The sequence below is a fragment of the Exiguobacterium sp. SL-9 genome (assembly GCF_004336985.1).
In the GTDB taxonomy this organism is placed as follows: Bacteria; Bacillota; Bacilli; order Exiguobacteriales; family Exiguobacteriaceae; genus Exiguobacterium.
Genome location: NZ_SJUO01000001.1, coordinates 457497 through 478701 on the forward strand (window position 1 = coordinate 457497; position 21205 = coordinate 478701).

Below are 21205 nucleotides of genomic sequence, written 5' to 3' on the forward strand. Positions count from 1 at the left end.
CGATTACAATCGATAAAAAAACAGCCCTTATGTGTATAAGGACTGTAAAATATCAGATTATTGTTTCTTTTTTTCATACGGAACGAAATAATATCCACCATCCATGACGACGGTTCCTTGTTGTCCTTTTGGGATGTTCTCATAAATTTCGCCGTATTTAGACACGGTTTGACTAAGCTTGAACGTCGGTGTTTGAATCGTATTACCGTCATTCATATAAATCTCATACTGCGTCGCTTCCCCTTTTTGTTTCGTGAAGACGATTTCCGACATCCGGGCGCGCATCGCGTCATCGACTTGTTCGAGCTCGTTCGCGATTTTCTCGAGTTCAGCTTTGTCCGTGAATTCGCGCAAGAGCGGACCGTCTTTTAACTTTTCAGGGTCAGTGATGCCGCCAGTCGGATGTAGCGAACCGTCGGCAAGTACCGCGACTTCCTCTTCCTCTGTTCGCGAATAGGCAATCATCTTTTCTTCTTCGATATCGATTGTCACGACGTTATACCATGACCGGTCGACGGTGACGTCCTTCACCCCAGGCACGGCACGGAGTTCTCGTTCAATCCCGTTCGGTGACACTTGAACGATTTTTGTGGACGTATCGATGTCCGTCCCGGCGAGTACAAACTCTTCTGTCAACCAAGACAAGCCATTCACGTTCACCGCTTTCACGTCAGATACCGACGTCTGCATATATACGACGAGTGCGATCAGCACCGCGAATAAGATCAAGATGGTCGACAAGCGTCGGTTCGCTTTTTTACGACGCTGATCTTTCATATACGGGATACGATCTTCTAAACTACGAACGGTGTTCTGACGTGTCTCCATGTCTATTCTCCTTTTATCAGAATTAGGCGGAAATACGCCCACTTCTAAACGTTAAGGGCGAAGCCCCAGTGAAAGTGGCGGTCGTTCAAGCACGGACTTCTTCGACGAGGTCGGCGAGCGACTCTGCGGCGTGCGGGAATCCTAACCGTTTCGAGGCTGCGGCCATCTCATCATGATGGGCCAATACATGCCGGATTGAGCGGACGAGCGACTCGCCCGTCAAATCCCCTTCTTTAATCAGTTCGGCCGCACCGCTCTCGACGAGCGCTGAGGCGTTTTTCGTCTGATGGTCAGCCGTCACGTACGGGCTCGGAATCAAGATGCTCGGTAAACCGAGCGCCGTCAATTCCGAGATGGTCGAGGCACCGGCCCGGGACACAACGAGACTTGCACACGCGAGCAGTTCGGGCATGTCGTAAACGTACGGCAACACGTGGACGTTATCGGCTTTCGGCGCTTTCGCCACGACGTTGTCATAATGGACGTTCCCGGTCACGTAGAGCACGTTCACCGGTTCGCTCGCAAGCTCCGGGATAGCCTCGATAACCGCCCGGTTGATGGCCTCGGCGCCTCGGCTACCACCGTAAATCAAGACGATTGGACGTTCATCGATCCCGTATTCGGCCCTTACGGCTGCTTCATTCACCGTCGTCTTCAACACTTCGCTCCCGCGCGGATTCCCGATGACACGGACGTTCGCGCCCGGGAACTGTGACTCAGATCCAGCGAACGACAAGGCGACCCGGTCCGCTTTCTTCGATAAGAATTTGTTCGTCAAGCCTGGGATGCTGTTCTGTTCATGCAGAATCGTCGGAATTCCGAGCTGCTGTGCCGTAAAGACGACCGGTCCTGAGACGAACCCGCCCGTCCCGATGACGACGTCCGGTCGGAACGTTTTCATCTCTTTACGTAACGTGAGGACCGATTGGACGAACCAATACGCCGTCTTCACGTTGTCTAACGACAACGACCGTTTCAGTCCAGCGATTCGAATCGATTTAAACGGCACACCGGCGCGCGGGACGAGGTCGGCCTCGAGGCCGTTCTCGGTGCCGATGTAGAGTACCTCAAGGTTCGGATGGCGCTGTTTGAGTGTGTCGAGGAGAGCGAGTGCCGGGTAAATATGGCCACCCGTTCCTCCACCAGAAATCATGACTTTCATCGGTTGGCCTCCTCATAGGCATTCACGAGACGGACGAAATGTTCGCCACGCTCTTCGAACGTCTTATATTGATCCCAGCTCGCACAAGCTGGCGATAATAAAATCACGTCATCGGTCGCCGACTGTTCGAACGCGAGCGGGACCGCTGCTTCGAGTGTATCGACCGCGAACGACGGAATCTGTTCAGCTTCACCTAACGACTTGAAGCGGTCTGCCGTCTCACCGTAAGCGACAATCGCTTTGACCCGACCGAGCGCCGGGACGAGAGAAGTAAGGTCGGCACCACGTTCGAGACCGCCGCACACCCAGACAATCGGCGCTTCGAATCCGTTCAATGCGGCTTCAGCGGCGACGTTGTTTGTCGCTTTCGAATCGTTATACACTCGGCGGCCAAGCACTCGCCCGAGACTTTCCGTCCGGTGGGCGACTCCGCCGAACGTTTGAAGCACGCGTTCGATATGCGACTGCGGGATGTCAAATGGTTCGACAAGCAACAACGCCGCCAACACGTTCTCGACGTTGTGGGCTCCCCCAAGGGCGAGGTCCTCGATGCGGATGATGCGTTGCCCGTGCAATGTGACCCACCCGTCGACGACACAGGCGTCTCCGCTCTCATATCCGAACGTCGAGGCATCAAGCTCGGCTGGTACACGCTTCATGACTTCCATGTCGCTGCCTTTGACGACGACTCGATCTGATGCCGACATCTTCCGGAACAAGTTCCCTTTGGCGTCGGCATATGATTCAAAGTCGCCATGGTAGTCCAAGTGAGCCGGCGAAAGATTCAACAGCGCCGCCGCTCGCGGATGGAACTGCTCGACGCCCATCAACTGGAAACTCGACAGTTCGATGACGATCAAGTCGTCCCGCTTCGCTTTTGATGCGACTTCGATTGCCGGGAAACCGATATTCCCTGCCACATGGACAGGTCGACTTCCCCCTTTGAGCAATTCATGGACGAGTGTCGTCGTCGTCGTTTTGCCGTTCGAACCGGTGATGGCGACGAACGTCGCGTCGGTCGCCAAGTAGGCGAGTTCCACTTCCGTGTAAATTGGGATTTTGCGCGTCATCGCTTCTTGCAATAACGGGATGTGATACGGGATACCCGGGTTTTTGACGATCATGTCCGCCGTGTCGAGTAATTCGAGCGGATGGGCCCCGAAAACGCCGTTGATGCCGAGCGCTTCGATTTTCATCCGTTCTTCCGTTGACGGTTCGCTCCCGGTGTTAATGGTCACGTTCGCACCGACATTTCTTAAGTAAGCGGCGGCCGCGATTCCGCTCCGTGCCGCACCGAGTACGAGAACTCGTTTATCGTTCCACTGTTGTTGCATGTCTTCCACCATCCATTACATAAGTAGTAACGACAAGACTGCCGTGATCAAACTAATTCCACCGAACGTCAAGACGATACGCCACTCCGACCATCCGACCATTTCGAAATGGTGATGAATCGGGCTCATTTTGAAAATCCGCTTGCCCGTCGTCTTGAACGAGAGCACTTGCAAGATGACGCTGAGCGTCTCGATGACGAAGATGATGCCGACAAAGACGAGCAAGAGCTCGAGTTTGAGCATAAGGGCGAGACCTGCGACCGCACCACCGAGCGCGAGCGATCCCGTGTCACCCATGAAAATCTTCGCCGGGTATTTATTAAAGACGAGGAAACCGAGCAAGGCACCGACCGCACTGAAAGCGAACCAAGCGATGCCCGCTTCGTCTTGTCCGAGGGCATAAATCCCAAAGAAAGCAAACGTCGGGATGGCCGAGAACGAGACGAGCCCGTCGAGTCCGTCCGTCAAGTTGACCGCGTTCGAGAAGCCGACGAGCCAGAAGATGACGATGGCGACATAGAACCAGCCCGTATCAAACGCAATCGAAGTGAACGGGATTTGAATCGTCGTGTCGAGCTCTCCACCGAGTGAGAGGAACCAAACGAACAGGACAGAGACGACGATTTGACCAATCAATTTTTGAAGCGACGTCAAACCGAGGTTGCGCTTGTTGACGACTTTAATGTAGTCGTCGAGGAAGCCGATCACCCCGAAGGCGAGCGTCACGAACAAGAGCGTGCCAAACCCAGCGACGGCTTCACCGAAAACGACCGAGACGAGAAAGCCGATGATGAGGGCGAGCAAGATGACGATTCCACCCATCGTCGGGGTACCTGATTTCTTTTGATGCCAACCCGGACCTTCGTCACGGATTTCTTGGCCAAACTTTAAGTTGCGCAGTGCCGGGATGGCCCGCGGCATGACGACCAATACGGTCAATAATGAACTGATTAAGACGATTAAACTGATTAGCATGTTCGTACCTCACTACTCTCTTTATTGAACTAAGCGCTCGAGCGCCAGTCCTCGCGATGCTTTTAACAATATCACAGTCTGGGGGCGTTGATAACTGCCGAGAAGTGCTTTCGCTTCCTCGACCGTCGGTACCGTTGTCACGTTCACACGTGGGTCGGTGATGCCGTCCGCAATCCATTTCGCTTTCTCTCCGATGAGCAGGCAATCCGTGATCGGGGCCGTGATGACGTGTCCGACACTTTCATGTTGCGTGAATTCGTCCGCTCCAAGCTCATACATATCTCCAAGGACGAGGACACGTCGCGTGAACCCTTCGAGCGTTTTCATCGTCTCGATCGCGGCGATCATCGACGTCGGGCTGGCGTTGTAAGCGTCATTGATCAAGTGCGCATCGCCGAACATCCGCTTCTCCATCCGCATCGACGTCAATTGCACTCGGTCAAGACCGCGTTGGATCGTGTCGTGCCCCAAACCAAACTTGAGACCGCAGGCAATCGCGTAGGCGGCGTTACGGATTTGATGGGCGCCGAGCACTTTCAATTCATACAACTCGTGATTATAACGGAAAATCGAAGCGTCAAACGTTGCTTCCACGACCTCGAGCTTCCCGTCAGCCGTCGCTTCGTATCCGACACGGTAACCACCCGCCTCACGGAGGAGTGGCTCGTCGGCATCGACGATCAAGGTACCGTCCGGCTTCAGACCGGCTGTGATCTCGAGCTTCGCTTTCGCAATCCCCTCACGACCACCGACTTGTTCCCCGTGTGATTCTCCGATGTTTGTGACGAAAGCGATATCTGGTTTAGCAAGTTTCGACAACAACTCGATTTGACCGAATCCGTTCATCCCCATCTCGAGGACGGCAACTTCCGTATCACGCGGCATCCGGAGCACAGTGAGCGGCAGGCCGACGTCCGAGTTGAAATTGCCGGCCGTCTTGTGTGTCTTGAACATCTCGCCGAGCACAACGGCAATCATGTCTTTCGTAGACGTCTTGCCGTTCGACCCAGTGATGGCGACGACTTTCGGATTGATTTCCGCCAAATAGCGGGCAGCCGCCTCCTGAAGCGCTTGAAGCGGTGATGCGACTGGAATGGCGACAACTCCTTCCGGTAGCGGCCGATTTTGTTCCCAAAACGTCACGATCGCACCTTGTTTGATGGCAGCCTCGATGTAATCATGTCCATCGACGCGTGCCCCGATGATTGGGACGAACAAGCCGTCGGCGTTGTCGTCTCGGGAGTCGGTCGCGACATGGCGTACCTCACGTGTATCATCGATCTCCATCCCGAACCAAGATGCGAGTGTTTGAATCGTCAATTGTTCCATAACCATTTCCTCCTGTGACAAAGGAAAAGAGAGCCGAGGCCCTCTTCATCCCTTTGCGTTAGTTCGACGGTGACTGGAGTTTCACTTTTAACGTTGCTCCGGTCTTGACAGGCTTGTCTTTCCCGATTGACTGGGACGTGACGAAGCCGGTACCGTCTATTTCTAAATTCAATTGGTAAAGCGTCGCTAACCGTTTCACATCACGGAGCGACCAGCCTTTTAACACCGGCATCTTGAACGACTCATCCGTCTTCAACAGCAACCGCTCGCCGACGACGTACGGTTGACCCTCGACCGGACTTTGCGCGATGACCGTTTCACCACTGCCGAGTGATACCGGCGTGAATGCTGCCGCTTTAGCTGCCTTCACGGCCTCGGCGCGACCTTGGTCGACGAACGATGCCGTCGTTTTGGTCGAGGCATCAATCGATTTCGCTTGCTTGTCTGGCTCGACGCTCCGATAACGGAGCGCGACGTCCATCACATCTTTGAATAACGGTGCCATGATTCGAGGTCCCGTTGTCGACGAGTCACTGTTCGGCCGGTCGACGGCGATATACATGACGAGTTCCGGGTCGTCCTCCGGCGCCATACCGACGAACGAATGAATATATTGTCCGCTCAAGTACTTCCCGTTTTCCGCGATTTGCGCGGTCCCGGTTTTCCCGATGACACGGTAGTTGTCGAGGGCATACAATTGCCCCGTCCCGACGTCGCTGTTGACGACACCGTCGAGCGCTTCCCGCGTTTGTTTTGCCGCCTCGGCCGTAATCGGTTGTCCGACGACTTTCGGATTCGTCGTCCGAATCGTCTCGCCTGTCTCACGATTGACGACTTTTTTAATGACGTGAGGTTGCTTCATCGTCCCATCCGTCGCGATGGCCGACGTCGCTTGCAAGATTTGCATCGGTGTGACGGCTGTCGATTGGCCCCATGCCGTAATCAAAACGTTAAGCGGACTTTCGAAATCAAATTGGCTGTTGACCTCGCCTGGTAAGTCCACGCCTGTACGCTGATCGAACTTGAACGCTTTGAAATAATCCTCGTAGCGACTAAGCCCGAGCCGTTCGTTCGCCAGAATCGAGAACGCGACGTTCGACGAATGCCAGACGCCTTCTACCATAGGAATCGTACCCCATCCGGTAATGTTGTAATCATTGAACACGGTCTTGCCATACTTATATGAACCCGACTTGTACAGCTCGTTTGGGTTATAGACACCTTCATTGATGGCGGCAGCCAACGTGAAAATTTTCATCGTCGACCCCGGCTCGAAGCGGGACGATACCGAAAAGTTGCTGTACGAGCTGATTTCGCGCGTGTTCGGATCGAACGACGGGCGGTCCGACAAGGCGATGATTTCGCCGGTCTTCGGATCCATAATGATTGCCGTCGCATTCTTCGGCTTATACTCTTTATACAGTTCTTCCATCTTCGTATCGAGTAGCTGTTGAATGCGGTGATCGATTGTCAGTTGGACGTCCGCACCGTCTTCCGGATCGACTTTTAATTGCTCATCACTTGAGACGAGTTGACGGCCGGCCAAGTCTTTTTCGAATCGGTACAGCCCGTACGACTCGCTCAAGACGTCATTGAGTGATTTTTCAATCCCAAGTTCCCCGACAAGTTCGATTCGTCCGTTCTGGTCAATCTTTTGAGCATAGCCGACGACGCTCGATGCGAACACTTTGTTCGGATAGTAGCGCTTCGGCTCTTCGACGAACGTGATTCCGGGAATCTCGAACGCTTCAATCTCTTCTTTTTGTTCGACTGTCAAATCACGACCCGGCACGCCGAACTCGATTTGCCCGCGATCTTTGTTTTGCTCGAGCCGCTTCAAAATATCAGCCTCGGTCATCGGGAGGACGGTCGCAAGTTGTTTCGCGGCCTCAGGAAACGCTTCGGGCATGAGCGTCTTGTTCTTGACCCGCTCGCCGCCGAGCTTCAACACAGCCACGACTCGATACGACGGAATGTTGATGGCGATCGGCTGTCCGAACCGGTCATAAATCTCGCCCCGTTCCGCTTTTAACGTACTAACCGCCTTCCAGCGCTCTTCCTCAGCGAAAGCGAGCATGTTCTCGCCTTTGTACGTCTGAAAGACGGACAAATAAAGGAACCATCCGACAAAAAATAAAAAGAGTGGTGTGAAGCAAACGATCGCCACCCACGCCACTCTTTTTTTACTCTGTTGTAGAGAATTCATCAGTCAATCACCTTGACGTTGTTCTCATTGAATTGCATTCCGAGCTTTTCAGCAATCGCATAGATTCTCTCAGGTGAGCTTAGTTGGGCGATCTCATACTTCAATTCTTCGTTCTCTTTCGCGATCGTATTCGTCTCTTGTGTGATCAGAGACGTGTCGCGCATGATGTTATACGCTTCATTATGTTTCGATACCGTGATGCCACCGAACAAGACAACTGAACAAATCATGGTCGGGTACAAGATGGATTCGAACAAGGTCAACGTACGTCGTTTTGGAGCCGGTATTGGTCGTTCTTGCGGAATCGGATTGCGATTCGGCGAAATTTGAGGCTGCAGAGCCTTGCGAGCAGCTTCTGGCATCAGGTATCCCTCCTACGTACAGTTTATTTTTGTTTTTCTGCGACCCGAAGCTTGGCTGAACGGGCCCGGCGGTTATCTTCGAGTTCGACGTCCCCGGCCGTGATCGGCTTGCGCGTGATTAGTTTCAGCTCAGGTTCGAACTCTTTCGGGATGACCGGCAATCCTGGTGGTAACGGAGGATGTTGGCTTCTCTCTTTGAAGACTTGTTTACAAATCCGATCTTCTAACGAGTGGAATGTGATGACACAAATCCGTCCGCCGATGGCGAGTAGATCGATCGCGTCTTGGACGGCGCGGTCGAACACGTTCAATTCATCGTTGACGGCGATTCGGATCGCCTGGAACGTTCGTTTCGCAGGGTGGCCGCCCTTGCGTCGTGCCGGTGCCGGGATTGCGTCTTTGATCAACTCGACGAGTTCAAACGTCGTCTCGATCGGCTTGACGGCACGGGCCTGTTCAATCTTGCGAGCAATCTGTTTCGAGAATTTTTCTTCCCCGTATGTAAAGAAGATGCGGGCAAGGTCCCCGAACGGCCATTCGTTGACGACATGATAAGCCGATAGCTCACGCGAACGGTCCATACGCATGTCTAATGGTGCGTCGTAATTGTAGCTAAAGCCACGTTCGGCCTCATCGAGCTGCGGCGAAGACACGCCGAGATCAAACAATACCCCATCGACTTGAGTGATTCCGCGTTCCAACAGTTCATCTTTCAAGTGGACGAAGTTGCTTTTAATGAACGTAACCCGGTCCTCATATGGAGCCAACCGCTCACTCGCGTGCTTGAGCGCGACGTCGTCTTGGTCGAAGGCGTACAGATGGCCTGTCGTCAACCGCTTGACGATTTCTTCGCTGTGACCGGCTCCTCCTAACGTACAATCGACATAAATCCCGTCTGGCTTAATATTCAATCCTTCAATGGACTCCATTTTTAAAACCGTTTCATGCTCAAACATACAACAACCCTCTCAACCTACATTTTTCAACTATTTTATTACGTTTACTTTATCATAAAAATGTCAAGCGCCGCATAGGTTTTTAGCGAAAAGAGGAAACAAAAAGGTAACAAACAAAAAAGATTCCCTGATTGATCAGGGAACCATCAAAAAACAGTAGGGATTATTTTACAATTTAACGAGACATCGCTCTGATTCGGTCTGTTCGTAGGCGTCACATAGCCGTTTAAACACATCGAGGCCATGACGATTCAAGAGCGGTACCATCGACCAGATTCGCTCTTGCGGCGCATCCATCGGTAAGAGCCGTGTCGATAGATGAATTCGACGACTGTTCATCCGATATTGATCCCGTTTTGCTTCGGCCCGCATCTCGTCGGCGAGCCGATCCAGCACATGTCGCGCCTTGATATCAAATCGATGTCCTCGCTTCCCGGCCTCGCGACCGAGCGCTTCCGTGAGTGTTCGATAAGCGTAAAGGCTCTGGTCAAACGCCTCATCATCGAACGTATGGTCTGGCAACGGGTTCGTCAAGTAATCGTCAAGAGTCACATCTTCTTGGGCGAGTTTCTTCTCATCGTTCGCCGAAACAAGGACAGCCCCGAGGCGTGGGATGAGGAGCGGCATTTTCCAGTCAAAGATGTGGAACAGGGGGCGCAACTGAAGCCAATACGCGATTTCCCCAGGCCCGGCGATATAAGCGAGCGTCGGGAACAAGTAATCTTGCATGAGCGGACGCGATACGACGTTGTTCGAGAACCGCTCTGGGTGCTCCTCGACTTGTTGGATCAACTCGGTCTCGGTGAACCGGTGACCCCGCTTCGTCGTGAACACGCCATTTTGTTTCGTCAACAGCTCACGCGTCCCGTCATGGTAGAACAGATGAGCCGCCTCACGGTTCAATTCGACATGTGGCATGCCTTCCTCGTATGCCTCGTGTAATGCAGCGTTCAGGCGATCGTGTTCACGAATCAACCGCTTAAATGCCTCACGCTCAAGCGCCCGTACTTCTGGTTGATGCGGGTCGAACAAAATAAAATCTTCCCCGACGAACCGACGCATCATCTGTCCGAAAAACGCAGCGAACGAGTGGCTCGTTTGGAGCACGGCGACAAGTTCATGATAGAGCGTCGTCGTGTACGGCGTCTCCGTCTCTGATAATAAGAGACGTTGCAACATTTGCACGAGTTCGATTTTCAGGCGATCAAACTCCAACTCCCCGACCGACGCCTTCCCGGCGAGCGGGACCGTCGATAGCGCTTCTTTACGTAATTGACGCGACAAAGGTTGGCTCACGAACACGTGGTTGATTTCCGCATAGTCGTGGTCCTCGGTCGCCATCCAAAAGATCGGAATGACCGGTTTGTTCAGTTTCACTTCTGCTTGTTTGGCTTTTTTGATCACGGTCAACAGTTTATACACCGCGAACAACGGGCCTCCGAACACGCCGACTTGCTGTCCGGTCACCATCGTCAACGCCTCACCCCGTGCCAACGCATCGAGTTTTGATTCAAGCGCGGGAGACACAGGACCGTGGACGGCTTGTTGGTCTCGCAATAGATTCACGAGTTCGGGCAAATGCGTGAACGAACGTCCCTTCAGTTCGTCAGCCCTCGCCTCGAGTTCGTCCATCCCTTTATAGTCCAGCCATTTCGAATAGCCCGTCTCCACCTGTATCATCGGAGACGACGAGGCGTACATGGCATCTAGCGACTCTATCCTCACGTATAACGACTTCCTTTCAAACGATTAATACATCATCTCGCGTACGATGCCGATGGTGAACAACACGAAGTGGGCCGGGACGAGCAACAAAAATAATAGGCGCCACCCGTGTACGAACATCTTCGAATAGACGACATCCTCATGACGAATCCGTTGCCAAATGGCGTTGGCGGGAAAGATGGCGGCACAGACCGCGAGGAGCAGCCAGAACACATCGACCCCGAAAATCGCTTCGAGCAACACGCCACATGCATAGAACCATAGGATCACGCCGGCATCACAGACGAGTTTGAACGTATTAACCGATTTCGGCATAATTTTTCTAAGTATCATATACACCATAAACCAAATGACGAGTGGAAATGAAACGATATACACTAGCACGATACGCTCGCTCCTAAAATTAATTTTTGTAGGACGGGAATGACTTCCAATGCGATACCTCGTTCGTCGGCCCGTTTCAACAGCGGCGTCAAGATGGCGTCGACCTCGGTCTGGCGTCCTGCTTCGATGTCACGCAACATCGAAGAACGGTTATGGCCCGTCTTTTCAATGATGGTCTCGACATATGTATAAGGGACGTGACGATCAAACAATGTGGATAATTCCGCATAGACGGCTTCCGCGATGTCACGGCAAGGAGGCAAAGCGACCGCACCGTTTTCGACACGACAGAGCGCCGTGATCGGATTGATAATTGCGTTCGCGAACAGTTTTTCGGTAACGACCTGTTCGATATCCGTTTCCCAGACGATATCGAGCGGTGAAGCGATGAACGACATCGCCTCGACCGCATCAAGGCTACCAATCCGGATGCGTCCGAGTCCGGTATGATGAAGCTGATTGCCATCGCGGCTCACGCCGTGTTCGACGACGCCGAGATGGAATCCTCGGGTACGTGCATAGTCGAGGTGGGCAATCCCGTTCGAACAGATGAATACGGGTACGTCCCCTGACAATCGCCTCGTCGCCGCCTCGACCTGGTGTGCTTTCGTCGTCACAAAAAACACGTCTTGCTCCGTCTCGACGAGTGTCGTGACCGGCTCAAGGCGCACCTGGGCTGTTCCGTTCGTTGCACCGGTACGTTCAATCGTCACGTTTGATCCGTTGTCGACACGGCCATACAACGTCACCGCATAGTCCGGCTCGAACAGCGAAGCCATCAGCATGCCGACGGCGCCGTTCCCGATAATCCCAATTCGTTTAATCGGCTTCATTGCCATCCCTCCACGTCTAGTCTGCACTCAAAAGTTTACCACAATCTGTTTCCACGACCCAAAAATAAAAAAAGAAGCGACCTCCGAGGAGACCGCTTCTTTTCGCATTATTTGCTTGTTACTTCTTTACCGTTGTAATGTCCGCAAGATTTGCAAACACGGTGTGAAAGTTTCATGTCGCCACAGTTCGGGCACTCGTTCATACCAGGTACGTTGAGTTTGAAGTGAGTACGACGAAGACGTTTGCGAGTTTTCGACGTTCTACGGAATGGTACTGCCATCGTTGTCCACCTCCTTGAAAAGTTAGCCGTCCTTATCCTCTTTTTTAGAGAACAAGTCAGCGAGTCCCGCGAGGCGCGGGTCAATTTTTGGTTGGTCGTCCGGCTGTTCGTCAATGACGGACCAGCCTTCCCCTTCAACCTGAGTTTTGTCTGTTTCGTTCCCGAAGATTTGCATCGGGACGTCTAACATGATGAGCTCTCTTACGATCGGTCGCAGATCAATCGTATTTCCTTCTGGCAAATTGACATCATCGAATTGCTCCGTATAACGCCCATTCTCCAAAAAGAAAGGCTCGAGCGATTCAATATCAAATTCATAGATGACATCGTCTAACGTACGCGCATCTGGCAACGTCAGGTCACCTTGAACCTTCAAATTGAATGTAACTTGATTAGATGTGAACGACGCATCCCCGTGCACATGCACCGGGCGAATCGAACGGATATCCGGATGGAGCTGAGTAAGCTCTGGTAGTTCGACCATCTCATCGATGGCAAAACTGTCACCCTGGTTTCGTAGCTTAAGTAGCTGTGCAATAGACCACTTCATCCGAATCACCTCAATTGCAACAATATGAATTATAGATAGGCCAACTTGTTTTGTCAATGTTTTTTCTTTACACTAAAATCAGTTGACGACGGCGCTTTGCCAAAGCGTACTTATCCATCTTACACCAATCCAATCGACAATGCAAAGGAGTAATTTTATGCGAAAAACGGCCATCATCGCTGAGTACAATCCGTTCCATAACGGACATCTCCATCAGGCGGAACGAGCCCGGATTGAAACGGGCGCCGACGCCGTTATCGCCGTCATGAGCGCCCAGTTCACCCAACGCGGGGAACCGGCGGCGTTCGATAAATGGAGCCGTGCCAAAGCGGCTGTCGCGACGGGCGCAATCGACCTCGTCGTTGAACTTCCGACCCGTTACGGGGTCCAACGTGCCGACCGATTCGCGAGCGCGGCGGTCGCCATCGCCGAACGTATGCAGTGCCAAACGCTCTCATTCGGAAGCGAGAGCGGCGACATCAGCGCAGTGACCCAGGCCGCGGCGGCCAATATCGAAGCGACACCGGCCTATCAGACGGCGTTAAAACTCGCGTTAGACAATGGACGTTCATCGGCCAAGGCATCGAGTGAGGCATTCGGTGCGCTCTATCCCGATTTTGATTTGACACTCCCAAACAATATCCTCGCCTATCACTATGCGAAAGCGGCGAAGACGATCGAACTCCATACGATTCGTCGCCTCGGTGCGGGCTATCACGACCCGAGCGTCTCAGACGTCATGTCGGCCACAGGCGTGCGGGCCCACTACTTGGAGACAGGCATGGTCCGGTCCGTCCCTGACGCCACGAGAGCGCTGTTTCAGGACGTGTCGATGGCACACTGGTCACTTTATTGGCCCGTCTTGCAATACAAGTTGCGGACGACCCCAAAAGAGGTCCTCGAACAACTCGTCGGCATCGACAGTTCACTATCGCCGCGCTTGATTCACGCCGGGCTCGAACCGACGTTCGAACAGGCGCTCGCCCGACTGTTGACGAGACGCTACACCCGGACAGCCGTCCAACGCGCTCTCGTCTCCGTCCTCATCCATTGGCGACGTGACGAGTTACCGGAGCGGTTCGATGAGGTTCCTTACGTCCGCCCGCTCGCGTTCAACACGGTCGGGCGCACCGTCTTGAAAAACATAAAAAAAGACGTACCGCTCATGAGCAAGTACCATCCCGATCTTTCGTTCGAGGCTCGAGTGACCGAGGCGTATCGCCTTCCTCTCGGAAATCGGTCACTCGTCGAACATAGGCAAACCCCTCAATTCATCGACTCTAAATAATCGATGGCTTCCTCGACCGTCTTGACCGGAACAACTTCAATGTCACTGTCGAGTCGGTCGAGTGACTCCATCGCTTCGTCGTAGTTCGAACCGGCTGGTACGAAGAATACCGATGCTCCGGCCTCGTCTGCGGCGACGATTTTTTGCCACGCCCCACCGATCGGTCCGACGTTCCCCATCTCATCGACCGTTCCCGTTCCGGCAATGACAGCTCCACCCGTCAAATCGCCCGGAGTCAACTGATCAAAAATTTCGAGCGTGAACATGAGGCCGGCCGATGGTCCCCCGACGTTTGTCAGCTCGAACGAGACGTCCGGGTCCGTACGCACGTCCTGGACTGGAAGCGGCTCATAAATCCCGAGTCCGACCCGGTCCCCGCTCCGGTCAAGCGGTTGAATCAGCGTGTCGACCTCTCGCTCGCGCCCGTCCCGTTCGAGCGTGACGGACACTTCGTCGCCCGCTTCAAACGATGTGACGCGCTCCATGAAGTCGAGACGCGACGCGAACGACTGACCATCGAGCGCGGTGATGACGTCGCCCGGTTTCAAGACGTTCGCCGCAAGCGAACCGGTAATTGGGGCGGAGACGTACATTCCGTCGAATGTCACCGACACGTCGGCATCTGCCAACTCGTAGGCGTACTGAATCGCCGCCTGTTGCGACGACGACATCAACAGCTCTTGTCTGCGTTCGTAATCCGTTTCGCTTTCCCCATCATATAAATAGCGGCTGGCCGGACTCGCCTCAGTGAATGGTGTGAACCAACTGCCGACGAGCCAAAGCGGTGTCGCCCGCCGTTGCGAGATGGTCACCATCTTCAGTTCACCCGGGTCTTTCTCCCCACCCTCGACCGTCATGAACTTCTCGATTGTCGTCGCCTCTCCCGGGTAGGTAATGTAATACGGAAGCGGCACAAACAAGAAAATCAAGATGGCCACAAGCAGACCGAAGCCGATTTTGAGCGACTTCATTGCCCCTGACTCACTTTATACTTTTGTCGCAAGGCGTGCTCGACTTGTTCCGGGACAAGCTCGGCGACCGACGCCCCGTATTTGGCGACTTCTTTTACGATCGAGGAGCTAAGAAACGAATATTGACTGTTCGTCATCATAAAGAGCGTCTCCACGTTTTCATTCAACTTTTTATTAATCGATGCGATTTGAAGTTCATATTCAAAATCAGAGACGGCCCGTAAACCACGGACAATGGTTGCCGCCTCTCGTTTGGCCGCGTATTCGACGAGTAATCCGCCGAACGCGTCGGCGGTGACGTTCGGTAAATGCGTCGTCACATCACGGATGAGCGACAGTCGCTCTTCTACATTAAACAATGGTGCCTTGCTCGAATTTTCGAGCACGGCGACGATGACTTCGTCGAAGATGGCTGCCGCCCGCTCGATGATATCTAAATGGCCGTTCGTAATCGGGTCAAAGCTCCCCGGGCAAATCGCGATACGTTTTGACATGTTCTCACTCCTCGGTCGCCGCATACTCGTAGAAGCTGATCGTGATCACGTCCGAGTAGCGCTGCACCTTGATTTTTTCCAACTGCCCGACCTGATCCGGTAACGTCACATCGCTGCCATGTTCGCAGACGACGACCCCGTTGTCCGTCAATAGTCGGTTCGACTCTATGATGTGTAAAAACGGCACATGTTCTTCCGCATGATACGGCGGATCCATAAAAATCAATTTAAACGGCTGTCCTTTTAAGACGAGTTGGTCGAGGACCAATCGGGCGTCTTGTTGCAATACCGTCGCTTTCGACTCGTAACGTGTCGTCTTCAAATTGTCCATGACCGTCTGGATCGCCTTCCGTTGCTTGTCGACGAATACCGCATGGTCACACCCACGCGACAACGCCTCGATCCCTAGCCCACCGCTACCGGCGTATAGGTCAAGCGCATCACCACCCGCGAAGTAAGGCCCGATGATGTTGAATAACGATTCTTTTACTTTATCTGTCGTCGGACGCGTCGCCGACCCCGGGACCGCTCTTAGCCGTGTCCCTTTCCGTTCTCCTGAAATGACTCGCATATCCGTTCTCCTTCACCACAAAAGATGAAGGCGGTACCGCCTTCATCTTTTGTGTTATTTCTGCTTCGGTTCGTACGTCTCGGCGACGAAAGGTCGTTCACTGCGGACGACCGCATCGACGAATGGCAAGGCGCTCACTTGTTCAAGGATGGCCTCATGTCCATCGAGGTCTGTATAGAGAAAGGCGTACTTCTCACGTTTCGATACGTAATACAAGTTCGCATAGCGACGCAACGCCTTCACTTGTTTCAGCGATTGGACGTAGACGACGAATCCGATTCGACCATTCAACTCAAACGACTCAGATGGCACATCCACAGCTTCCGCCTCCTCCTCCACAGCTTCCTCCACCTGAACAACCACCTTCGTCGAAGAACGGGTTTCCGGTCGGGACTTTGATTTTCGGAGAAACCGAGAAGGCCAAGAGCTCACTCACTTCCCCGAGCAATTTATCCAAACTGCGTTCTGCTTTTTTAAACGCGGCCACTTCTGGTTGGACATCGAGACGACGTTTGACGAGGTGCATCTCTTTTTTAATGCGATCGTGGTCCGGATGGTGCTTCCCGAACCGTTGTACGTACTCGTAATCTTCTTTCATCCGCAAGAACTCACGTTCCACGAGGCGCGCTTCTTCTGACTGGGCGCGTGCTTGTTTCGTGGCGATATATGTTTGGAACGACTCGCTCGCTTCAATCAAATCGGCTAACGATTCCGTTTGATCGAGCAGGGCGATCGTCTGTTCAGTAATAATCATGGCTTTCACCCTTTCTGCCATGATTTTAACACATTTGATTCCCTCTGTAAGCAATCGGCTTTATAATTGAACGTGACTGTCAAGCGTCCAACTAGAAAGGAAGTGAACAGGTGCACATCTGCACCTCACTATGAAAAAAGTCTCATTCAATATGATTCGTTCGGCCGGCATCAAGACCGACTACGCGAAACCCGAATATTATTACGACCAACTCGACAAAGTCCGGGAGGCCGAACTCGTCTTGTTTCCCGAATACTGGATGATCAACTCGATCATCTACGGCCTGAACAAACCGATTTTCCCATCACCGGCCACCTATCACCTCGGGCACGACAAAATCGAGATGACACGCGCCTTCAAGGCGACGTTCCCGCACCGCATCCCGAAGACGCTCATCTACGGCAAGAACCCATACACGATTGAGCGTGTCCTCGAGGAATTTGAATATCCGTTCGTCGCCAAGACAGCAAAATCATCGATGGGGCAAGGTGTTTGGCTCATTAAAAATGACCAAGACTGGCTCGAGTACGTCGACAAGCACGACACGTTTTACGTCCAACAGTTCATCCCGAACGACCGTGACTTGCGCATCATCGTCATCGGTGAAGAAGTCGTCGGCTCGTACTGGCGCGTCAGCGAGGCGTTCTTGAACAATGTTGCCCAAGGCGCCCACTTCTCGTATGAGGATATTCCGGAAGACGTCGTCGCGGAAGTGCTCGACATCGCGAAGACACTTCACATCAATCACGCCGCTTTTGACGTCATCGTCGTGGACGATGAATTTTACATTCTAGAGTTCAACGTCTTCTTCGGTTCAGAGGGTCTCATGCCACTCGGCGTGAAGCTGTCCGAGAAAATCGCCCATTACCTCGACAACCGCGCTTGAAGCGTTCATCTTTTTTTCACAATTTGAACACACGTTATTCCAAGAACGTTTTCGAATATGATATGATGACATATGAGGTTTATTAGGGAAAAGGGGGATTATGATGAAATTTGAGCAGTTCCACATCGAGGGAAAAGAGATCCGCTTCGGTTTGCTCGAGACGATCATGGATCATCATCATTTCATCCGTGAAGGCGCTTGGGACTATGAGCGTGCAACGTATGACATGAAGTACGAGAAACAATCGACAGGCGAGACGTTCTATCTACGCCTACCGGTATATGCGATTGAAGGCCAAATCGAGGACCGTCACGCGGTCGTCAAAATGTTGACACCGATTCTCGGAAAACATTACTACCCGCACGGCGTCGAGTACGACGAAGAGTTCCCAGACGAAATCGTCCGTGATTGCGAGCGTCGTCTAGCCGCACTCGCTGAGACACTCGAAGTAAAACCCCTTGCATGAGCGAAGGGGTTTTTCTTATGCCTGCTCAACAAAAATGGAGAACCCGAGCCGGGTTCTCCATTTTTTATACTCCGATGACGTTGAGCGTCACATCGACTTGTCCGAGCAACAAGTCGAACTGATCGCGCACGTACCGATATAGGCGTTCAGCCTCGACGAGCGAGACAGGTGCGATGATTTGATAGTCGTATCGCTCTTTCGAAAGCGACACGACTTTCACTTCACGCAATCCGAACTCGATTGCGCTGCAGGCGATCAAGTCCTCAATCGCCCGTTCGGCAATCGTCACATCGCCGTAGGAATAATCATTTCCGATGACTGCCATCGTATCATTCATCTTCTTCACTCCTTTTCTGCCGCGAGTACTAACACGTCTTCCATAATGGTTTCGATATCGACAGGTTTTTCTCCTGCCGTCGCCATTTGGGCGACCGCTCGAACATCATGGTCACGATCGATGATATACATCGTTGTCGCATGCGTGACGAGTCCGCTGTTCGCTTTCGAATAATAGAACTGAAGCTGACGCGTGATGCGGTCGATATCGGCCTGGTCACCGGTCAACATCTTCCAGCCCGTCGGTTCGGCTTGGAACGCCTCCCCGTAATTCTCGAGGACCGGCACCGTATCGACGTCAGGGTCGACCGTGATAGCGACGAGCTCAACATCCGTCCCGTACAGGTCGTTCGCTTTCAATTCTTGCTCGAGCTTCATGAAGTCACGTAACGTGAGCGGGCAGATGTCCGGACAGTTCGTATAGAAGAACGTGACGATTTTAACTTTGCCGTTGTCCGAGTTGTACGACTGACCGTCGAGCGCGTTCGTCAACGTGAACGGGGTCGGCTCTTGGATGACGGGCAAGTCCTCTTCTTTAAAAAATAAGAAGTACGAGGTCACGCCGATTGCCACCAAAATGGCGACCGTCAAGCCGACCGTCATATAGCTATTCCGTTTCATCCTCATCCCCCTCTCTCGATTCACCCACCGATAATGGCACGGAAGACGTTCGTCGTCTCACCCGGGTCATAGGCGACATAAAGAAGGACGTATACCGTCACACCTGTGATCGCTGTGAAGAACCAGACGACCGAGGCTTTCGGTCCGATTTTCCGGTGTTTCTCGACTTTATTTTTATAGCCGAGATAAAGCGTGATCAAGCCGAGAACCCCACCTGTCGTCGCGAGCAAAATATGGAAGATCATGAACGCCAAATAGTAGGGCTTCACTGAATCAGGGCCTCCAAAGGCGGTATTTCCAACAAAGATTGTACGCGAGACATAAAGAATGAAGAATGTTGTCGCGGCGATTGCCGCAGCCGTCATGACTTTTTTGTGTTTGTCGACGTTGCGGCGATCACGCGCGATGATCGTCCATCCGATTGCGACTAAAATAGCACTAATGACAATGAATGTCACACTGATCAAGGCAAGATAGTTCATCGTAGTTTCCCCTTTGACTTAGTTCATTTTTTCTCTTTTGGTTCATTCGGTGTGAATGACATACCTTCGTCAATCGCAAGCGATTTCGTCCGGCGCACCCAGCCGAAGAACGTCCATCCGAAGAAGAAACCGTAGACGATTTCTTGACCGAGCTTCATCAACACCCCACCGAAGCGTTGGTCTTCTAGGGCACTGTTCGTCGCACCCATGAGCGCATTTAAATCAAGGCCGGATACGTCCCCGTTCGGCATACAGTAACCGAGCACGGTCGCGAACGTTTCGGCATCCGTGTAGGCATCATACAAAATACCTTGGCTGAAGATGATAAACGCACATGCCGGTGTCAACAATACCCCGTTCGCGATGATATACACCATTCGCTTCAAATCCGACATGCCTTCCTCTTCTTCCGAGAGGAACGGTGCGATGACCGGGTACCACATCGTCAAACTGAAAACGACGAGAGCGCCGTGAAAGATGCGATGCACCCCATAGTTCGTCAACACGTAGTCAAAAATAAATGGCATATGATAGAACGTGAATAATGCATTGAACAAAACGAGTGCGATCAAAGGTTTTGTCATGAACTTGAGCGTCGGTCCAATCACCTTATAGCTAAATAATTTTTCGAATACCCAATACGGCATCCCGTACACGACGAGCGCCGGTGCGAGCACATAGACGAGCACCATCTGGAGCATATGCACCGAGAAGATGATATGCGCGAGCACATCGACCGGACTTCCGAAGCCGATGTAATACAATAAAATAGCGGATAACATGCTGAACTTTTGCAGCAATGTGGTCGACTCGTACCCTCGCTTCGCCATGTTCTCTGTGACGACTGCATAGAGGACGTACAACCCTACCATCAACAATCCGAACCATGGACTCCAAAGTGTCATCCAATCGAACTGTTTGAGTAGCTCTGATGTGTTCCAGAGCATCCCTTCACCCCTTTTCTTTCTCTCCCAAACCGATGAAACCGTTCACTTCAAGATTACTATTCCTTTATTTTTGAAGTAAAGCAAAAAGGACTGAATCATCTATGTTTCCACAGATGTTCAATCCTTTGTCACATTTACCAAATGAGCAAGCGAAGCGCAGCGACTGTAATGATGGCGACAAAGATGCCGAGCCACATCATTCCGACGATCCACGTGTTGCCACGGTTGTTCATATGCATGAAGATATACAGTTGCAAGAACACTTGGATGATGGCGAGGATGATCAAGAAACCACCTGCCGCCCACACTGGCATGAGTTCAGCGTATACAGCGCCGAACGCGACGAATGTGAGCAAAATCATCATCGCGAAGCTGATCAACTGAAGTTGATACTCGCGTCGTGACTCGGCTTTTACTTCGAGCTCTAACTGCTTATGCGATTCGTTCATTGGTTGTTTTTCCAT

General features: G+C 52.5%; 26 protein-coding genes. 3 read left to right on the forward strand and 23 right to left on the reverse strand.

The window, feature by feature from the left end; genetic code table 11:
• Positions 1-57: 57 nt before the first annotated feature.
• The 13 genes from EVJ34_RS02380 to EVJ34_RS02440 form a co-directional block, all read right to left on the reverse strand.
• Complete coding sequence (locus EVJ34_RS02380; protein WP_131433801.1) at positions 58-828, reverse strand: cell division protein FtsQ/DivIB; 771 nt, start codon at positions 826-828, stop codon at positions 58-60.
• Positions 829-913: 85 nt separating this feature from the next.
• Positions 914-1990, reverse strand: a complete 1077-nt coding sequence (gene murG, locus EVJ34_RS02385; protein WP_131484603.1) for an undecaprenyldiphospho-muramoylpentapeptide beta-N-acetylglucosaminyltransferase — start codon at positions 1988-1990, stop codon at positions 914-916.
• Positions 1987-3324, reverse strand: coding sequence for a UDP-N-acetylmuramoyl-L-alanine--D-glutamate ligase (murD, locus tag EVJ34_RS02390; protein WP_236636614.1), 1338 nt, complete (start codon positions 3322-3324; stop codon positions 1987-1989). The genes murG and murD overlap by 4 nt, the downstream gene beginning before the upstream one ends.
• A 15-nt stretch (positions 3325-3339) precedes the next feature.
• On the reverse strand, positions 3340-4299 hold the full coding sequence (mraY, locus tag EVJ34_RS02395) for a phospho-N-acetylmuramoyl-pentapeptide-transferase (protein WP_131484605.1): 960 nt from the start codon (positions 4297-4299) through the stop codon (positions 3340-3342).
• Positions 4300-4320: 21 nt separating this feature from the next.
• A complete protein-coding gene (locus EVJ34_RS02400; protein ID WP_236636615.1) occupies positions 4321-5628 on the reverse strand; it encodes a UDP-N-acetylmuramoyl-tripeptide--D-alanyl-D-alanine ligase in 1308 nt (435 codons plus the stop codon).
• A 58-nt stretch (positions 5629-5686) separates the two neighbouring features.
• A complete protein-coding gene (locus EVJ34_RS02405; RefSeq protein ID WP_131433793.1) occupies positions 5687-7834 on the reverse strand; it encodes a penicillin-binding transpeptidase domain-containing protein in 2148 nt (715 codons plus the stop codon).
• Entirely contained in the window at positions 7834-8196 is a 363-nt protein-coding gene (gene ftsL, locus EVJ34_RS02410; protein ID WP_236634500.1) for a cell division protein FtsL, read from the reverse strand. The genes EVJ34_RS02405 and ftsL overlap by 1 nt, the downstream gene beginning before the upstream one ends.
• A gap of 23 nt (positions 8197-8219) precedes the next feature.
• The gene (gene rsmH / locus EVJ34_RS02415; RefSeq protein WP_131433791.1) at positions 8220-9152 is read right to left on the reverse strand and encodes a 16S rRNA (cytosine(1402)-N(4))-methyltransferase RsmH; all 933 of its coding nucleotides are present in this window, start codon (positions 9150-9152) and stop codon (positions 8220-8222) included.
• 168 nt (positions 9153-9320) lie between these two features.
• Positions 9321-10877: a bacillithiol biosynthesis cysteine-adding enzyme BshC gene (gene bshC / locus EVJ34_RS02420; RefSeq protein ID WP_236636616.1), complete on the reverse strand. Its 1557-nt coding sequence runs from the start codon at positions 10875-10877 to the stop codon at positions 9321-9323.
• A gap of 24 nt (positions 10878-10901) precedes the next feature.
• A complete protein-coding gene (locus EVJ34_RS02425; RefSeq protein ID WP_131484606.1) occupies positions 10902-11261 on the reverse strand; it encodes a DUF3397 domain-containing protein in 360 nt (119 codons plus the stop codon).
• A complete protein-coding gene (locus tag EVJ34_RS02430; protein WP_131484607.1) occupies positions 11255-12094 on the reverse strand; it encodes a ketopantoate reductase C-terminal domain-containing protein in 840 nt (279 codons plus the stop codon). The genes EVJ34_RS02425 and EVJ34_RS02430 overlap by 7 nt, the downstream gene beginning before the upstream one ends.
• Before the next feature lie 107 nt (positions 12095-12201).
• On the reverse strand, positions 12202-12375 hold the full coding sequence (gene rpmF / locus EVJ34_RS02435; protein WP_081338944.1) for a 50S ribosomal protein L32: 174 nt from the start codon (positions 12373-12375) through the stop codon (positions 12202-12204).
• Between the two features lie 22 nt (positions 12376-12397).
• Entirely contained in the window at positions 12398-12925 is a 528-nt protein-coding gene (locus tag EVJ34_RS02440) for a YceD family protein (protein WP_131433785.1), read from the reverse strand.
• A gap of 157 nt (positions 12926-13082) precedes the next feature.
• Between EVJ34_RS02440 and EVJ34_RS02445 the strand changes: the two genes are divergently transcribed.
• Entirely contained in the window at positions 13083-14213 is a 1131-nt protein-coding gene (locus EVJ34_RS02445) for a tRNA(Met) cytidine acetate ligase (RefSeq protein ID WP_201739911.1), read from the forward strand.
• Here the strand turns inward: EVJ34_RS02445 and EVJ34_RS02450 are convergent.
• Genes EVJ34_RS02450 through EVJ34_RS02470 form a run of 5 tightly spaced genes read right to left on the reverse strand, consistent with a single transcriptional unit; the run spans position 14192 to position 17003 of the window.
• Positions 14192-15184 (reverse strand): SepM family pheromone-processing serine protease, encoded by a 993-nt coding sequence (locus tag EVJ34_RS02450; RefSeq protein WP_131484609.1) that lies wholly within the window; start codon positions 15182-15184, stop codon positions 14192-14194. The genes EVJ34_RS02445 and EVJ34_RS02450 overlap by 22 nt on opposite strands.
• On the reverse strand, positions 15181-15678 hold the full coding sequence (coaD, locus tag EVJ34_RS02455; protein ID WP_131433779.1) for a pantetheine-phosphate adenylyltransferase: 498 nt from the start codon (positions 15676-15678) through the stop codon (positions 15181-15183). The genes EVJ34_RS02450 and coaD overlap by 4 nt, the downstream gene beginning before the upstream one ends.
• A gap of 4 nt (positions 15679-15682) precedes the next feature.
• Positions 15683-16249, reverse strand: coding sequence for a 16S rRNA (guanine(966)-N(2))-methyltransferase RsmD (gene rsmD, locus EVJ34_RS02460; RefSeq protein WP_131484610.1), 567 nt, complete (start codon positions 16247-16249; stop codon positions 15683-15685).
• A gap of 54 nt (positions 16250-16303) precedes the next feature.
• Positions 16304-16567 (reverse strand): DUF2129 domain-containing protein, encoded by a 264-nt coding sequence (locus EVJ34_RS02465; RefSeq protein WP_131433775.1) that lies wholly within the window; start codon positions 16565-16567, stop codon positions 16304-16306.
• A complete protein-coding gene (locus EVJ34_RS02470; RefSeq protein ID WP_131433773.1) occupies positions 16551-17003 on the reverse strand; it encodes a YlbF/YmcA family competence regulator in 453 nt (150 codons plus the stop codon). Before EVJ34_RS02470 ends, EVJ34_RS02465 begins: the two co-directional genes overlap by 17 nt.
• A gap of 130 nt (positions 17004-17133) precedes the next feature.
• Between EVJ34_RS02470 and EVJ34_RS02475 the strand changes: the two genes are divergently transcribed.
• Both EVJ34_RS02475 and EVJ34_RS02480 read left to right on the forward strand, forming a co-directional pair.
• Positions 17134-17889 (forward strand): ATP-grasp domain-containing protein, encoded by a 756-nt coding sequence (locus tag EVJ34_RS02475; protein ID WP_131484611.1) that lies wholly within the window; start codon positions 17134-17136, stop codon positions 17887-17889.
• A 103-nt stretch (positions 17890-17992) separates the two neighbouring features.
• Entirely contained in the window at positions 17993-18355 is a 363-nt protein-coding gene (locus EVJ34_RS02480; RefSeq protein ID WP_131484612.1) for a YugN family protein, read from the forward strand.
• A 64-nt stretch (positions 18356-18419) separates the two neighbouring features.
• Here EVJ34_RS02480 and EVJ34_RS02485 read toward each other — a convergent pair whose 3' ends face one another.
• The 5 genes from EVJ34_RS02485 to EVJ34_RS02505 all read right to left on the reverse strand — a co-directional run bounded on the left by EVJ34_RS02485 (position 18420) and on the right by EVJ34_RS02505 (position 21205).
• The gene (locus EVJ34_RS02485; RefSeq protein ID WP_131433769.1) at positions 18420-18692 is read right to left on the reverse strand and encodes a hypothetical protein; all 273 of its coding nucleotides are present in this window, start codon (positions 18690-18692) and stop codon (positions 18420-18422) included.
• Between the two features lie 5 nt (positions 18693-18697).
• Positions 18698-19312, reverse strand: coding sequence for an SCO family protein (locus EVJ34_RS02490; RefSeq protein ID WP_131484613.1), 615 nt, complete (start codon positions 19310-19312; stop codon positions 18698-18700).
• Between the two features lie 20 nt (positions 19313-19332).
• Positions 19333-19794 (reverse strand): DUF420 domain-containing protein, encoded by a 462-nt coding sequence (locus tag EVJ34_RS02495; protein ID WP_034777049.1) that lies wholly within the window; start codon positions 19792-19794, stop codon positions 19333-19335.
• Positions 19795-19817: 23 nt separating this feature from the next.
• Complete coding sequence (locus EVJ34_RS02500) at positions 19818-20741, reverse strand: cytochrome c oxidase assembly protein (protein ID WP_131433765.1); 924 nt, start codon at positions 20739-20741, stop codon at positions 19818-19820.
• Positions 20742-20875: 134 nt separating this feature from the next.
• The gene (locus tag EVJ34_RS02505; protein WP_131433763.1) at positions 20876-21205 is read right to left on the reverse strand and encodes a cytochrome C oxidase subunit IV family protein; all 330 of its coding nucleotides are present in this window, start codon (positions 21203-21205) and stop codon (positions 20876-20878) included.

What these genes read in the sequence shown, in the direction of transcription:
- EVJ34_RS02380 (WP_131433801.1), bottom strand. Translation starts at nt 828, where the DNA reads ATGGAGACACGTCAGAACACCGTTCGTAGTTTAGAAGATCGTATCCCG.
- murG (WP_131484603.1), bottom strand. Translation starts at nt 1,990, where the DNA reads ATGAAAGTCATGATTTCTGGTGGAGGAACGGGTGGCCATATTTACCCG.
- murD (WP_236636614.1), bottom strand. Translation starts at nt 3,324, where the DNA reads ATGCAACAACAGTGGAACGATAAACGAGTTCTCGTACTCGGTGCGGCA.
- mraY (WP_131484605.1), bottom strand. Translation starts at nt 4,299, where the DNA reads ATGCTAATCAGTTTAATCGTCTTAATCAGTTCATTATTGACCGTATTG.
- EVJ34_RS02400 (WP_236636615.1), bottom strand. Translation starts at nt 5,628, where the DNA reads ATGGAACAATTGACGATTCAAACACTCGCATCTTGGTTCGGGATGGAG.
- EVJ34_RS02405 (WP_131433793.1), bottom strand. Translation starts at nt 7,834, where the DNA reads ATGAATTCTCTACAACAGAGTAAAAAAAGAGTGGCGTGGGTGGCGATC.
- ftsL (WP_236634500.1), bottom strand. Translation starts at nt 8,196, where the DNA reads ATGCCAGAAGCTGCTCGCAAGGCTCTGCAGCCTCAAATTTCGCCGAAT.
- rsmH (WP_131433791.1), bottom strand. Translation starts at nt 9,152, where the DNA reads ATGTTTGAGCATGAAACGGTTTTAAAAATGGAGTCCATTGAAGGATTG.
- EVJ34_RS02430 (WP_131484607.1), bottom strand. Translation starts at nt 12,094, where the DNA reads ATGAAGCCGATTAAACGAATTGGGATTATCGGGAACGGCGCCGTCGGC.
- rpmF (WP_081338944.1), bottom strand. Translation starts at nt 12,375, where the DNA reads ATGGCAGTACCATTCCGTAGAACGTCGAAAACTCGCAAACGTCTTCGT.
- EVJ34_RS02440 (WP_131433785.1), bottom strand. Translation starts at nt 12,925, where the DNA reads ATGAAGTGGTCTATTGCACAGCTACTTAAGCTACGAAACCAGGGTGAC.
- EVJ34_RS02445 (WP_201739911.1), top strand. Translation starts at nt 13,083, where the DNA reads ATGCGAAAAACGGCCATCATCGCTGAGTACAATCCGTTCCATAACGGA.
- EVJ34_RS02450 (WP_131484609.1), bottom strand. Translation starts at nt 15,184, where the DNA reads ATGAAGTCGCTCAAAATCGGCTTCGGTCTGCTTGTGGCCATCTTGATT.
- coaD (WP_131433779.1), bottom strand. Translation starts at nt 15,678, where the DNA reads ATGTCAAAACGTATCGCGATTTGCCCGGGGAGCTTTGACCCGATTACG.
- rsmD (WP_131484610.1), bottom strand. Translation starts at nt 16,249, where the DNA reads ATGCGAGTCATTTCAGGAGAACGGAAAGGGACACGGCTAAGAGCGGTC.
- EVJ34_RS02470 (WP_131433773.1), bottom strand. Translation starts at nt 17,003, where the DNA reads ATGATTATTACTGAACAGACGATCGCCCTGCTCGATCAAACGGAATCG.
- EVJ34_RS02475 (WP_131484611.1), top strand. Translation starts at nt 17,134, where the DNA reads ATGAAAAAAGTCTCATTCAATATGATTCGTTCGGCCGGCATCAAGACC.
- EVJ34_RS02480 (WP_131484612.1), top strand. Translation starts at nt 17,993, where the DNA reads ATGAAATTTGAGCAGTTCCACATCGAGGGAAAAGAGATCCGCTTCGGT.
- EVJ34_RS02485 (WP_131433769.1), bottom strand. Translation starts at nt 18,692, where the DNA reads ATGAATGATACGATGGCAGTCATCGGAAATGATTATTCCTACGGCGAT.
- EVJ34_RS02490 (WP_131484613.1), bottom strand. Translation starts at nt 19,312, where the DNA reads ATGAAACGGAATAGCTATATGACGGTCGGCTTGACGGTCGCCATTTTG.
- EVJ34_RS02495 (WP_034777049.1), bottom strand. Translation starts at nt 19,794, where the DNA reads ATGAACTATCTTGCCTTGATCAGTGTGACATTCATTGTCATTAGTGCT.
- EVJ34_RS02500 (WP_131433765.1), bottom strand. Translation starts at nt 20,741, where the DNA reads ATGCTCTGGAACACATCAGAGCTACTCAAACAGTTCGATTGGATGACA.
- EVJ34_RS02505 (WP_131433763.1), bottom strand. Translation starts at nt 21,205, where the DNA reads ATGGAAAAACAACCAATGAACGAATCGCATAAGCAGTTAGAGCTCGAA.